Raw genomic sequence first — 14,387 nt, 5'->3', positions numbered from 1 at the left:
CTAGTTATCAACTTCTAAAAAACTTAAACCAAACCTTTCAACACTTCAATAACGTAATCAATCTCTTCTTTTGTGTTGTATTTACTAAAAGAAAATCGAACCGAAGTTGATTTGGCCTTACTTTCTGGTAAAATAGCTTCTAACACATGTGAGCCTTTTGCACTTCCACTTTGACAAGCACTACCACCTGAAGCTGCAATCCCTTTTAAGTCTAGTTGGAACAATAACATTGGTAATTCTTTCGGAAAACGTACATTTAAAATAGTATAGCTACTTTGTTCTAAATCTGCTGAACAACCGTTAAATTCTAATGTTGGTAATTCAGTTTTAATTTGATTAATAAAATGCTTTTTTAAATTGGTGATGTATCTTTTATCAATTTCCTCATTTTCCAACGCGATATCTAATGCCATTTGCATTCCTGCTATTTGCGGTACATTTTCTGTTCCTGCTCTGGCACCTCGCTCCTGCTCTCCTCCTATTAACATGGGTTTTATACCAGAACCTTTTTTAAAAATGGCAAACCCTACACCTTTTGGTCCATGGAATTTGTGAGCACTTGCTGTTATAAAATCTATAGGTACTGCCCGTAAATCCATTGTATAATGACCAATAGCCTGAACTGTATCAGAATGAAACAAGGCATTATTGGTAATACATAAATCAGCAACTTTCCTACTCTCTAATAAGTTTCCCAATTCATTATTTACGGACATTAAACTCACCAAGGTTTTAACTTTATTTGAATTAAAAAGAGCCTCAATTTCACTATAATTTACCACTCCCCGTTCGTCTAATTCTAAAAAATCTATGCTGATATTAAACTCATCTGCCAAGGCTTGAATAGTATGCAATACGGCATGGTGTTCAATTTTAGTCGTAATTATTCTTTTTACTCCCAAATGTACAACCGCATTACGCAATATTAAATTATCAGCTTCACTTCCTCCTGCTGTAAACACAACCTCTCCAGCAGTAACATTAAAATGTTTTGCAATGCTTTTTCTGGCTGCTTCAACCACTGATTTAGCTTTCCTACCAACTTGATGTGTTGAAGACGGATTGCCATGAACATTAGTCATCACTTCAGTAATTCGTTCTATTACCTTAGAATCTATCGGTGTAGTTGCTGCATTGTCTAAATAAATTATACTCATCTAAATAAATTTTCACTAACCCACTTGTTTTCAATCACTTATTAGGTTCGTGTACCGTGTTTTAAAACTAAATGCCCATTATGAGCTCTATGAGCACAAAAGTAATCAAATTTAACAGCAAGTATTTTTACTTTGTTACGTATTTCGCCTATTTTTGTCAATGAACAGATTTTTAAAGTTTATAAATGAGCAGAATATATTTATTTTTTTTACTGATACTTGTATTGTCATGTGATGATGGTAGCCTAGACATTCCTGAGTTTGACTTTTCCTCTATAGATATTGAAACTTGTGGAGAGGTTGTCCTGTTTAAAATTAATGAAAACGAAACTTTTGTTATCGAATTGGATTCTGATTTAAATGATGATGAAACTTTCTTAACCTATAAATGGGAGGAAGAAACATTTACCGTTTCAGGAAGCGGAACAAATAGTATTGCCTATAGAACAATGTCTGAGGCACCAACGTCTAGTTATTTTTGTCAAAATATACCACCAACTTCTCCTACGGTTACCCAAGAGTGGACAGGAACAGGGACTGTTTTGGTAAATACAGAATTTTCAGAAGATGATAATGATGGAGTTGATGAAACTGATGATTTATTGCTTGATACAGATGGGGATGGTATACCCAATTATATTGACTCTGATGATGACGGTGATGATATAACCACCAAAAATGAGGATATTGATGGTGATGGAGATCCTACCAACGATGATACCGACGGTGATGGCATCCCCAATTATTTAGATGCGAATGATGATGGTGATAGTGTAGACACTATAAATGAATCTACTACCCTTGATGCGAACGGAAATGATATTGTTGATTATTTAGACCCGGATACCTCTAGTACTATAACAGAGCAAAGAAACCTACAAAATAGTTACGTAGAGACCTATAAAACGACCATAACGATATCACCTTTAAAACTAGTAAATGAAAATGGTGAACCGATTAATTATGATTCTTATGAATTTGGTACCATAGAAACTTCTAAAACGATAATACCGGAATAAATGGACGTAATATCTTTTTTGGAAGAACATATGCTGTCTTGCCAGTGGAAACAAATGGGAGTAGAATGTATGGGTTGTGGTATGCAACGCTCATTAATTTATCTTTTAAAAGGAGATTTTATTGCTGCATTTTATATGTACCCCGCTATTTATAGTCTTATTGGAATGTTTGTATACTTAGGATTTCACTTAAAATTTGCTTTTAAAAACGGACCTAAAATACTCTTGTTTTTATTTGTGAGTAATGTTTTAATTATGCTAACGAACTATATTTTAAAATTTTATTAATTAACTAAACTCAATAAAATGGAACAACAAAAATTACCAAATGCAAACTTAGTGCTAATAATGGGTATTCTTTCTATTGTAGGAGCATGTTGCTATGGCCTACCAGGACTTATTTTTGGACTAATTGGACTTATTGTCGGAGTAAAAGACACCAAAACCTATAAACAAACTCCTGAAAATTACTCAAATTATGGTAATGTACAAGCAGGAAAAATAATGGCTATCATTGGTATAATACTTAGCCTTTTTATGATAGTATCTGTCATATATATATTATCATTAATTGGATGGGATGCATTACAAGATCCAGAATTAATGCAAGAAAGATTAGAGGAATTACGAAGCCAATATTCTTAATATTGTGAAATATAATAAATTAATAATGCTATTACTTCTATTGGTAGTAGCATTATTTTATTTTAGTAATACTCCAAATCAATTCAATTTTCTACTTAAATGCCCCCTCTACAATACCACTGGCATTTACTGTCCTGGTTGTGGAAGTCAGCGTGCTTTTCACAGTTTGTTAGATGGTAATTTCTTAGAAGCACTGCGGAATAATATAATGTTACTGTTAGGTATAATCGCCTTGATATACCATTACGGAATACAAATGAGCAACCATTTTTTTAAAACAAGTGCTAAAAGCATCTTTAGCAATAAAAAGATATGGTTTTTAGTTTTAGCATTATTTATACTTTTTTGGATTTTAAGAAATATAAATACTTATCCCTTTTCATTATTGGCACCAATAAATTAGGTGAACTCTTTCTTTAATAACAATTATAGATAAAAAATTAGCTGTACTAGCTATTTTTATTTTCGATCTTAAGCTTCTCACAAGAATAACTACTTCATAGTAATTTATCATAAATGTAATAAAACAATTAAAATACACAAACAACTGATCGTTAATACGTTAAACGCCTCTCTGATTTAATTTCTCTTTATTTAAAAAAAATTTAATAAAACAGGTAGGAATTAGGGCTCTTAAAGTGTTCTATTAACAACTACCTAAACCTAACACATACTATTTCATTCATGTGAGTAATCCATGATGTCTAATAGTATATAACTGTATTATATATTTCCTCATAGAATATATACTACAAAAAATAATTTATTAATATAAACTAATATTTCCCCTTATGAAAAATGCCATTTTAACAACATTTTTAATGTTGACATCCCTAATTTATTCGCAAGAATATTCCAGAATAACAATTGAGCCCTCCATAGGCATCACACAGATACAAGATGTGGCCTCATTCGCTTTTGCAAATTACAATGTCGGTGGTCGATATATGCTTAATAATAAATTTGGAGTTCGAGTATCCGCTACATACACTGACAATATAGAAAACTATTATTCAGCCAATATTCAAGGTATAATAAATGTAGGCAGGGTATTAAATTTTGAGGAGTTTACCAAGGTCTATACGATATTATTGGGAGTAGGTGGAGATTATACCTATTTACATAAAATACACAACCCTAAAATATTTAGAGAAAATAGCAACTTTCATTTAATGACCAGTATTGATAATTTGTATAAAATTAATAATAAATTGGCTCTAAAAGCATCTTTAAATGTGGTTACAGGTATTAACGATTTACAAGAAAGTGAGCTTTATACTACCAATTCTTTCGGTATCAATTTAGGTGTTTCATATACTCTAGGGAAAAAGGATCATATTGATTGGTCAGTTAAGAATATGGACCCAATAATAATTGACAGCACTAAAACTATCATTGAAAAACCGGTTATCAATAATTATATTACCAAAGAAACGGATAGTAATTATAGCCAAAATGAATACGTATTTTTCGACAATAACGAATCAGAAATAAAAGCAACTGGTTTAAATGCAATAAGCAAAATAGTTAATTACTTAAAGGCATATCCTGAAAAAGAAGTAACTTTAATTGGTTATGCCTCTAATACGGATAATACAACTGTTGATTATGATAACGCTCTTTCAGAAAAAAGAGCACAAGTTATTTTTGAAAAACTTTCGGAATTAGGTATCTCAGCTGGTAGAATAAATTTAGAATTCAGAGGTAAAGATGCTGACAAAGTCAAATCTTCATTTGAGTTTGCACGAAGGGTAGAACTCATAATTAGATAATATTTTACGTTAAACTTAAAACATTTTAAAACTCCTGAAATATTAACTATTTCAGGAGTTTTGTTTTTTATCTAAACCTACTAAATTATAAAATTGAGTGTAATACAGAATTGCAATATTTCAAAAAACTAACCGTTATTTATTCGAACCATTATTAAAGTTTAACTAACCATTATGAATTTCGTAATTAAAAAATATAAATCGCTAATATTATTACTATTAACTATAGGTTTAGTGTCTTGTAGCGGTACTAAAAGAACACAAGAAGCTTTAAATAGTGGAAATTATTACAGTGCAATTAATGCGTCAATCGCTAAATTATCTGCGAACAAAACTAAAAAAGGAAATCAGAAGTATATTACAATGCTTGAAGATGCCTTTGCTAAGAATACAAAAAGAGAAAATAAAGAAATTAATTTTTTATTGAAAGAAGGGAATGAAGCTAATTATGAAAAAGTTTATAATAGATATTTAGAATTGGAGTCTATTCAAGAAAGAATAAATCCGTTACTTCCATTATACTTGTCTGAAGAAGGTAGAAAAGCAAAATTTTCATTTAGTGATTACACCAATAAAATATTAACTTCTAAAGAAAAACTAGCATCTTATCTCTATTCAAATGCCTCTGGTTTAGCTAAATCAGCCAGTACAAAATATGACTATAGAAAAGCATATAATGACTTTACCTATTTAGAAGAATTAAGCCCAGGTTATAAAGACACAAAGCAAAGAATTGAAGATGTTTATGTAAAAGGGATAGATTACGTGAAGGTGAAATCATACAATGCAAGTGACAAGATAATTCCTGAAGATTTAGAAAATGAATTGTTAAATTTTAATACTTATGGTTTAAATGATTTATGGACAACATATCATACGAACCCTCAAAAAAATATTAATTATAATTATGAGATGGTATTAGAGTTTGTAAGCATAAACATTAGTCCCGAAGCCATAAATGAAAAACAGATTATCAAAGAAAAGCAAATTAAGGATGGTTGGAAATATGTCTTAGACACCAACGGCAATGTAACTAAAGATAGTCTTGGTAACGATTTAAAGGAAGATAAATTTATAAAAGTTAAAAGTGTTTTTAATAAACTAACACAGCATAAAGAGGCAAATATAACAGCCAAAGTAAGTTATTTTGATCTACAAACAAATCAATTAATTAACGCGTACCCTATAACTTCAGGGTTTGTTTTTGAACATATATATGGTAATTACAGTGGAGATAAAAGATCTTTAGATTCTGAATACTTAGGTTTCTCTTCACAAAAGGCAGTTCCTTTTCCAACAAGTGAACAAATGATTTATGATTCAGGTGAAGACCTTAAACTCAAAATAAAAAATATAGTAAAGGCCTATAAGTTCAATTAGGGTAAAAAAATATCTAAATTTTTACACTCATAATATCGTAATGCGAACCATGTGCAACGACGGCTCCATCTTTTAATACTATTAATTGTGGTGATTGGTGCATCACTCCAAATTTTGATGTAATTTCTTCTGAAATTTGCCGAAAACTTAACAAATCCAGTAAGTAAAAATCTACCTCTCCAGTATCCTCTTGACGCTCAAACTGACGAAGTACACCACTACTAATTCCACATCTCGTGCTGTGTTTAAATATAGCTTGATATTTTGAGTTCGACTTTTGCTCGATTTCATCCAGTTGTTCTATTGAATTTAAAGCAATCCAATTCAAATTATTTTTGGGTTTTGAAGCCTCAGAACTACCAAACAAACTTTTTAATATTCCCATGTTAACATTTCGTTTTCAATTTCAGTTTCAAATTTAGCTATTTTATTTCTGACAAAAAACGTTGTGCCTAAATGACTCTCAATATTTTCATAAATTCATTAAAAAATGACATTTTGTCTCTAAAACAAGGGCCTTGCAGCCATTTTGTCGCTTAACTAATTTTTGTTACGAATGGAACACTAATTGCATCTGCTGTAATAAAAAAGAAAGATGAATCTAAATAATTATACAATAAAATCGCAGGAAGCAGTGCAACAAGCTCAGCAAATTGCACAAGGCTTAGGACATCAACAAATAGAGAATGCACATATCTTAAAAGGTATTTTTGAGGTTGATGAGAATGTAATACCTTTTTTGCTTAATAAGTTAGGCGTAAATGTTGATATTTTCAAACAAACATTAGATAATATAATTGCTAGTTTCCCCAAAGTTTCTGGAGGCGAATTAATGCTTTCAAGAGTTGCGGGAACAATGCTTTCTGATGCCGCAAATATTGCGAAGAAAATGTCAGATGAGTATATCTCAATTGAACATATTTTATTAGCCATAACAAAATCTAAGGGTGACACTACTCAATTATTTAAAGATAATGGAGTAACAGAGAAGGATTTAAAAGCGGCTATTGCCGAACTCCGTAAAGGTAGTAAAGTAACAAGTCAAGGTGCTGAAGATACTTATAACGCTTTAAGTAAATATGGTAAAAACCTAAATCAATTGGCTAGTGATGGGAAGTTAGATCCTGTTATTGGTCGTGATGAAGAAATTCGTAGAATTCTACAAATCTTATCGCGAAGAACAAAAAATAATCCAATATTAATTGGTGAACCTGGCGTAGGTAAAACAGCCATTGCAGAAGGTTTAGCTCATCGAATTGTAAAAGGTGATGTACCTGAAAACCTAGCAGATAAAATTATTTATTCCTTAGATATGGGTGCCCTTATTGCGGGTGCAAAATATAAAGGTGAATTTGAAGAAAGATTAAAATCAGTTGTAAAAGAAGTAATTGGTGCTGATGGACAAATTGTATTGTTTATAGATGAAATTCATACGCTAGTTGGTGCTGGTGGTGGACAAGGAGCAATGGATGCTGCAAACATTTTAAAACCTGCATTGGCAAGAGGTGAATTACGTGCCATTGGAGCAACCACTTTAGATGAATACCAAAAACATTTTGAAAAAGACAAAGCGTTAGAACGTCGTTTCCAAAAAGTAGTGGTTAATGAACCTGATACTGAAAGTGCTATTTCAATTTTACGTGGTATTAAAGATAAATATGAAACGCATCATAAAGTACAAATTAAAGATGATGCTATTATTGCTGCAGTTGAACTTTCGCAACGGTATATCACAGATCGATTTTTACCAGATAAAGCGATTGATTTAATGGATGAGGCTGCGGCAAAATTACGTATGGAAATCAATTCTAAACCTGAAGAGTTAGATGCATTAGATCGTAAAATAATGCAATTAGAAATTGAAATTGAAGCCATAAAACGTGAAAAGGACGAGAAAAAACTGAAAAGCTTAAAAGAAGAAGTTGCTAATTTAAAAGAAGATCGTGAAGGTATCTATGCAAAATGGAAAAGCGAAAAAGAAGTTGTAGATCAAATTCAGGCTGCTAAAAAAGCAATTGATGATTATAAAACTGAGGCCGATAAGGCAGAGCGTAATGGTGACTATGGTAAAGTTGCAGAGATTCGTTATGGTAAAATAAAAGAAGAAGAAGAAAAGTTAGCGGTACTTCAAAAAGATGTATTGAGTAATCAAGATAACGCTTTAATAAAAGAGGAAGTTACGGCTGAAGATATTGCAGAAGTTGTTGCAAAATGGACGGGTATTCCAGTTCAGAAAATGCTACAAAGCGAACGTGAAAAATTGCTACACTTAGAAGATGAATTGCACCACCGTGTAATTGGTCAAAATGAGGCTATTGAAGCGGTAGCTGATGCGGTAAGACGTTCAAAAGCCGGATTACAAGATAGCAAAAGACCAGTGGGTAGTTTCTTGTTTTTAGGAACCACAGGGGTTGGTAAAACAGAATTAGCAAAAGCGTTGGCAGAATATTTATTTAACGATGAAAGTGCCATGACTAGAATAGATATGAGTGAATATCAAGAGCGTCATGCGGTAAGCCGATTGGTTGGAGCACCTCCGGGATATGTTGGATATGAAGAAGGTGGACAATTGACTGAAGCTGTTAGACGTAAACCTTATTCAGTTATTCTGTTGGATGAGATTGAAAAAGCACACCCTGATACCTTTAATATCTTATTACAGGTATTAGATGAAGGACGACTTACTGATAACAAAGGTCGTGTAGCTGATTTTAAAAACTCTATAATAATTATGACCTCAAACATGGGTTCTGACATTATACAAGAGAATTTTAAAGAGTTTGACATGAATAAACGCGAACAGGTAACTGAAGCTACAAAAGTAGATGTATTAGGCCTTTTACGTAAAACAATTCGACCTGAATTTATCAATAGGATTGATGAAATAGTGATGTTTACGCCTTTAAACAAAGCTGAAGTTACTCAAATTGTAAAATTACAATTGAATGGTTTAATAAAAATGTTAGCTGATAAGGGAATTGCATTAAGCACCACAGATGAAGCTGTTGAAAGTCTTTCACGCCAAGGATTTGATCCACAATTTGGTGCAAGACCAATAAAAAGGGTGATACAACGTAAAGTGTTAAACGAATTATCTAAAGAAATTTTAGCGGGTAAAGTAGTTGATAATAGCTCCATACTTCTCGATGCTTTTGATGACGAATTGGTTTTTAGAAATAAATAATTTCGAGAAACTTTAAACCTTAATCTTAAAAAATCAGGTCATAACTGACCTGATTTTTTATTTTCCATAACTAACAAAACCACAATGAACTGGATTTTAGCGACACTTTTTATACTAATTGTTATTTATTTGGTAAGTAATTACAACAGAAAAAAAAGATTAGCTAAACTCAAAAAATATTTTATTGACAATTGGGGCAAACCAAAATCGACACGATTTCACTTTCGATCTATTGGTCAATATTACTATAATAATTTTCACAAAAAAGATGCCTATCATTTAATATCAGACCGGGTTAAATCAGATTTAGACATTGATGCTGTTTTTCAATTTATTGACCGTACCTCTTCAAAAATTGGTCAACAATATTTATACTACAAATTAAGAACCATTGGAACTCTTGAAAAGCTAAAAAAGTTTAGTGCTTTTAGTCAAGTTTTTAGTAATGATGATGATTTAAGACTCAAATGTCAATTACTGCTATCTAACCTAAATTCTAACGCATCTTATGAATTAGAAAAATTAATAAATGATAAAACGATAGAAAAACCTAAAAATATAAAATGGATTTATGCATTAACCATAACGGCTATTTCATCAATTTTCTTAGTATTTGTTCATCCACTTTTTTTATTACTATTAATTCCCATTTTTGCCATAAACACTGTCTCTCATTATAAAAATAAAGAAAATATAACCTATTATTTAGATGGTGTAACACAACTGAATAAAGGCCTGACAGTAAGTAAAGAACTGATTAAGATTGAAAAAGTAAAGTCGCATTTTAAGAATGTTGATTTTGTTAAAAAATTAGATTCCATCCGTTATAAAACTAAATTTATAGGTTTCGAGAAACATATAGGAGGAGAATTTGCTGCCTTTTTCTGGTTAGTGACAGAATTAATAAAAATTCAATTTAATATAGAGCAAATTGTGTTTTTTAGCTTTATTGACACCATCTCTAAAGAGCAAAAAAGCATTGAACAACTCTATTTATTTATTGGAGAAATTGATGCCGCTATTTCCATTGCTTCTTTAAAGGCCGGGAAAGAATTAACATGTAGGCCTAACTTTACGGATAAAAAACAAATTGAAACTCAGGAAATTTACCATCCTTTAATTGAAAATTGTGTTGTAAACAATTTAAATCTAATTGATAAAAGCATGTTGTTGACTGGTTCAAATATGTCAGGAAAAACAACATTTATTAGAACCATTGCTGTCAATAGTATTTTAGCACAAACACTAAATATTTGCTTTGCAAAAACCTTTACCGCACCATTTTTAAAAGTACACAGTTCCATTAGAATTACGGACGATTTACAGGAAAACACAAGCTATTATCTGCAAGAAGTACTCACTATAAAAGCGTTATTAAAAGCTTCAAAAGCAGCAGAGCCTTGCCTTTTTGTATTGGATGAGATTTTTAAAGGCACCAATACTGTTGAGCGAATTTCAGGGGGAAAAGCCATTTTAGCCTATCTAAATCAAAAAAATCATATTGTTTTAGTTTCGACACACGATATTGAACTAACTGAATTATTAAAAAAAGAAAATTACGAATTATATCATTTTAGTGAACAAATTGAAAATGAAGAACTCTTGTTTGACCATAAATTAAAAAGTGGAAAATTAAAAACAAGAAACGCCATTAAGGTTTTAGAACTATATGATTATCCGCCAGAAATAATTGCTGATGCCAGAAAAACGGAGAAAGAAAGTTTTAATTAATTTCTTCTTTACGCATCCAAAATAATACTTCACTCATTAAAAGGTATCGTTAACACATCTAGAGTTTTATAACTATAACAATGATAGTAGGTTTATATCGAATTTAAAATCTAACCTATTATGAAAAAAGTAATTATTTTGGTTTTTGTAGCACTTGTTGCATTAACCGCTACTGGTCAAGAAAAACTTATCACAGGAAAGGTATCAGATGAAACTGGACCATTACCAGGTGTTTCAGTACTCGTTAAAGGAACTAGCAACGGAACACAAACTGACTTTGATGGTAAGTATTCCATAAAAGCGAATCTTGGAGATATACTCATATATTCATTTGTTGGTATGAAAAGTGAGCAAAAAATGGTGGGTAAAAATGAAGTCATTGATGTGGTATTAGAAGCTGATAATGTTTTAGAAGAAGTTGTAGTGGTTGGATATGGAATTTCAAGAAAAAGTAAATCTTTATCATACAGTGTATCGACAATAGGTACTGCAGATAAAGCCTTAAAAGGAAAAATTACTGGTGTTCAAATTACAAACACTAATAATATAAAAATTCGAGGCACATCTTCCCTTTCTAATAAAAACCAACCACTGTATATTATTGATGGAAACCCTGTAAGTGTGGACTCGAAAGAATTCAAAAAACTAAATCCGAATCAAATTAAAAATGTAAGTGTCTTAAAGAATAATACTGCAGCATCAATTTATGGAAATAGAGCTACAAATGGGGCTATAATAATTAGTACAAAACAGAACAATTATGAAAGTGAGTCTTATAAAAAAATAAAAGAAAATGAATTTAAACATGTTTCATTTTCACCACTTTCAACCTTTTCCATTGATGTTGATAAAGCTGGATATAGCAATGTTAGAAGACTTTTGAACAATGGTTCTTCTGTTCCTGCAGATGCTGTTAAAATTGAAGAAATGATTAATTATTTTGATTATGATTATCCCCAACCTGTTGATGAGCATCCTTTTGCGATCAACACAGAATTAGCGAGTAGCCCATGGTCTAAAGATTCAAAAATCTTAAAAATAGGATTACAAGGTAAGGAAATACTAAATAAAAACATACCACCTTCAAACTTGGTTTTTTTAATAGATGTTTCAGGGTCTATGAGCAACGCTAATAAATTACCCTTGTTGAAATCTGCTTTTAAATTATTAGTCAATCAATTAAGAGATGAAGACAAAGTATCTATTGTTGTTTATGCCGGTGCCGCAGGTGTGGTTTTAAAACCTACTTCTGGTAGTAATAAAACAAAAATTATTGAAGCTTTAGAAAATTTAAGTGCCGGAGGTTCTACAGCGGGTGGTGAAGGAATTAATTTAGCATACAAAATTGCAGAGCAAAATTTTAAGAAAAAAGGTAATAACAGAGTTATTTTAGCTACTGACGGTGACTTCAATATAGGTGCTTCAAGTGATGATGCAATGGAAGAATTAATCAAAGAAAAACGAAAATCAGGTATTTTCTTAACAGCACTTGGTTTTGGAATGGGTAATTACCAAGACTCTAAATTAGAAACGTTAGCTGATAAAGGCAATGGAAATCATGCTTATATTGATACAATGCAAGAAGCCAAACGTGTGCTAGTTACAGAATTTGGGGGAACTTTATTTACCATAGCAAAAGATGTTAAGATTCAAGTTGAATTTAATCCAAATAAAATAGAAGCGTATCGATTGATAGGTTATGAAAATAGACTTTTAGCTGATGAAGATTTTATTGATGATAAAAAAGATGCTGGTGAATTAGGAAGTAATCATAGTGTTACAGCTTTATATGAAATTATCCCGAAAGGCAAAACTAGTAAGTTTTTAAAAGAAATTGGCGATTTAAAATATTCAGATAACACTTCTAAAGATAAGTTTAAGGATGAATTGGTCACTATCAAATTTAGATACAAAAAACCAAAAGGTACCAAAAGTATTGAAATGGTGCATGTCGTAAAGGATAATACTATTGAATTTGATAACGCAAGTAACGATTTAAGGTTTGCTTCCGCAGTTGCCCTGTTTGGTATGAAACTAAGAGCATCACAAATAAGCAAAGAAATAAGTCTTGATGATATTATTAAAATCGCTGAAAATGCAAAAGGTAAGGATAAGTTTGGCTATAGGTCAGAGTTTACTAGATTGGTTGATATGACAATACTAGAAGATTAAACACATAATTTGTACAATTAAAATCAGATCACACTCGGTCTGATTTTTTTTATTTTAATCAATTAGGTACTTTTGAGAATAATCAAATACAGATTAAAATGAGAATACTTTTTTTTTGCTGTTTACTTCTATTAAGTTGTAGTAAAAACAACAGTTTAACATTGAAAATAAAGGCAAAATCAATTGATGCTCAAGTGGATGGTGAAATATTAAGTGGACCTTCTGTTTTAAACGATCCTGATCGATTTGTTTGGGGAGCTTCTGTAATTAAAGGAAAAGATAACAAATATCACATGCTCTATAATACTTGGGAATGTGGTGATTCCATTCCTGTATTCACAGATTCCTGGGTATTACATTCAAAGATTGCTTATGCAGTTTCTGATGAGCCAGATAGAAACTTTAAATTTCAAAAAATTGTACTGAAGGGAAAACGTTTCGATGGTGATTCGTTGGCATGGGATGCACAAGTGGTGACCAATCCACACGTCAAATATTTTGATAATAAATACTATTTATACTATGTAGGCTCTAAAGATCCTGGTAAACAACCAAAAGGTTCGAAGGGAGAAAAGCTAAACAAACGCAATCGTGTTCAACAGAATCAAAAAATTGGTGTCATAGAATTTGATAGTTTTGATGACTTAGTTTCTGGAAAATTTAAAAGGCCCGATACTCCGCTATTAAGTCCACGTACTCGTGTAAAACCTAATAATATTATTAACCCATCTTCAGAAGGAACAACACCAAAACCTGACAATATAATTGTTGTAAACCCGTCAGTTGTTCAGCGACCATCTGATGGTAAATTCTTACTTTATTTTAAAGGTAATTTTTACAATCCACATTGGCGAGGCGTTCATGGTATTGCTATTTCGGATAAACCAAATGGCCCATTTACGACCACTGAGAATTTTGTTTTTGACTTTAAAGATGCCGAAGGTAAAATTGCTTCTGCAGAAGATCCATATGTCTGGTACCATTCTAAACATAAAAAGTTCTATAGTGTAGTAAAAGATTTTTCCGGATTGATTACGGAAGGAATGCCAGGATTAGCATTACTAGAATCAATAGATGGTATAAAATGGACTAAGCCAACACATCCATTTTTTATGAAAAAAGAAGTTATTTTAAATTCTAATGACACTATAAAAGTAAATAGACTCGAACGCCCTCAATTATTGATAGATGAAGATGGGAATCCAAAAGTTTTATACGCTGCTAGTTCAATAGTTAACATTAATCCAAGACAAGATGGAGCTTCATTTAATGTACATATTCCATTAGAAAACATTGAATAGTAATTAAGTTTCATGAACAACTAGAA

12 protein-coding genes are annotated in these 14,387 nt (G+C 31.4%); 10 read left to right on the top strand and 2 right to left on the bottom strand.

Annotation, left to right across the window (positions count from 1 at the left end):
- Positions 1–23 precede the first annotated feature (23 nt).
- Positions 24–1,157, bottom strand: coding sequence for a cysteine desulfurase family protein (locus FF125_RS08625; RefSeq protein ID WP_138949387.1), 1,134 nt, complete (start codon positions 1,155–1,157; stop codon positions 24–26).
- Positions 1,158–1,342: 185 nt separating this feature from the next.
- Between FF125_RS08625 and FF125_RS08620 the strand changes: the two genes are divergently transcribed.
- From FF125_RS08620 to FF125_RS08595, 6 genes are all read left to right on the top strand, one after another.
- Positions 1,343–2,176 (top strand): hypothetical protein, encoded by an 834-nt coding sequence (locus tag FF125_RS08620; protein ID WP_138949386.1) that lies wholly within the window; start codon positions 1,343–1,345, stop codon positions 2,174–2,176.
- Positions 2,177–2,464, top strand: coding sequence for a DUF2752 domain-containing protein (locus FF125_RS08615; RefSeq protein ID WP_250629716.1), 288 nt, complete (start codon positions 2,177–2,179; stop codon positions 2,462–2,464).
- Positions 2,465–2,482: 18 nt separating this feature from the next.
- The gene (locus tag FF125_RS08610; RefSeq protein WP_138949385.1) at positions 2,483–2,821 is read left to right on the top strand and encodes a CCC motif membrane protein; all 339 of its coding nucleotides are present in this window, start codon (positions 2,483–2,485) and stop codon (positions 2,819–2,821) included.
- A gap of 25 nt (positions 2,822–2,846) precedes the next feature.
- The gene (locus tag FF125_RS22310; RefSeq protein WP_175418895.1) at positions 2,847–3,224 is read left to right on the top strand and encodes a DUF2752 domain-containing protein; all 378 of its coding nucleotides are present in this window, start codon (positions 2,847–2,849) and stop codon (positions 3,222–3,224) included.
- Positions 3,225–3,612: 388 nt separating this feature from the next.
- Complete coding sequence (locus FF125_RS08600; RefSeq protein ID WP_138949383.1) at positions 3,613–4,593, top strand: OmpA family protein; 981 nt, start codon at positions 3,613–3,615, stop codon at positions 4,591–4,593.
- A gap of 174 nt (positions 4,594–4,767) precedes the next feature.
- Positions 4,768–5,973: a hypothetical protein gene (locus FF125_RS08595; protein WP_138949382.1), complete on the top strand. Its 1,206-nt coding sequence runs from the start codon at positions 4,768–4,770 to the stop codon at positions 5,971–5,973.
- A 13-nt stretch (positions 5,974–5,986) separates the two neighbouring features.
- Here the strand turns inward: FF125_RS08595 and ytxJ are convergent, their stop codons facing one another.
- Complete coding sequence (ytxJ, locus tag FF125_RS08590) at positions 5,987–6,358, bottom strand: bacillithiol system redox-active protein YtxJ (RefSeq protein ID WP_138949381.1); 372 nt, start codon at positions 6,356–6,358, stop codon at positions 5,987–5,989.
- A gap of 210 nt (positions 6,359–6,568) precedes the next feature.
- Between ytxJ and clpB the strand changes: the two genes are divergently transcribed.
- The 4 genes from clpB (at position 6,569) to FF125_RS08570 (ending at position 14,361) form a co-directional block, all read left to right on the top strand.
- Positions 6,569–9,157, top strand: a complete 2,589-nt coding sequence (gene clpB, locus FF125_RS08585; RefSeq protein WP_138949380.1) for an ATP-dependent chaperone ClpB — start codon at positions 6,569–6,571, stop codon at positions 9,155–9,157.
- Positions 9,158–9,241: 84 nt separating this feature from the next.
- Positions 9,242–10,888: a MutS-related protein gene (locus FF125_RS08580; protein WP_138949379.1), complete on the top strand. Its 1,647-nt coding sequence runs from the start codon at positions 9,242–9,244 to the stop codon at positions 10,886–10,888.
- A 120-nt stretch (positions 10,889–11,008) separates the two neighbouring features.
- Positions 11,009–13,060: a vWA domain-containing protein gene (locus FF125_RS08575; RefSeq protein WP_138949378.1), complete on the top strand. Its 2,052-nt coding sequence runs from the start codon at positions 11,009–11,011 to the stop codon at positions 13,058–13,060.
- Between the two features lie 98 nt (positions 13,061–13,158).
- Positions 13,159–14,361: a glycoside hydrolase family protein gene (locus FF125_RS08570; RefSeq protein WP_138949377.1), complete on the top strand. Its 1,203-nt coding sequence runs from the start codon at positions 13,159–13,161 to the stop codon at positions 14,359–14,361.
- Positions 14,362–14,387: the final 26 nt, after the last annotated feature.

Origin of the sequence: Aureibaculum algae (assembly GCF_006065315.1) — a bacterium.
Taxonomy (GTDB): domain Bacteria; phylum Bacteroidota; class Bacteroidia; order Flavobacteriales; family Flavobacteriaceae; genus Aureibaculum; species Aureibaculum algae.
This window is presented reverse-complemented; position numbering and strand designations above follow the sequence as displayed.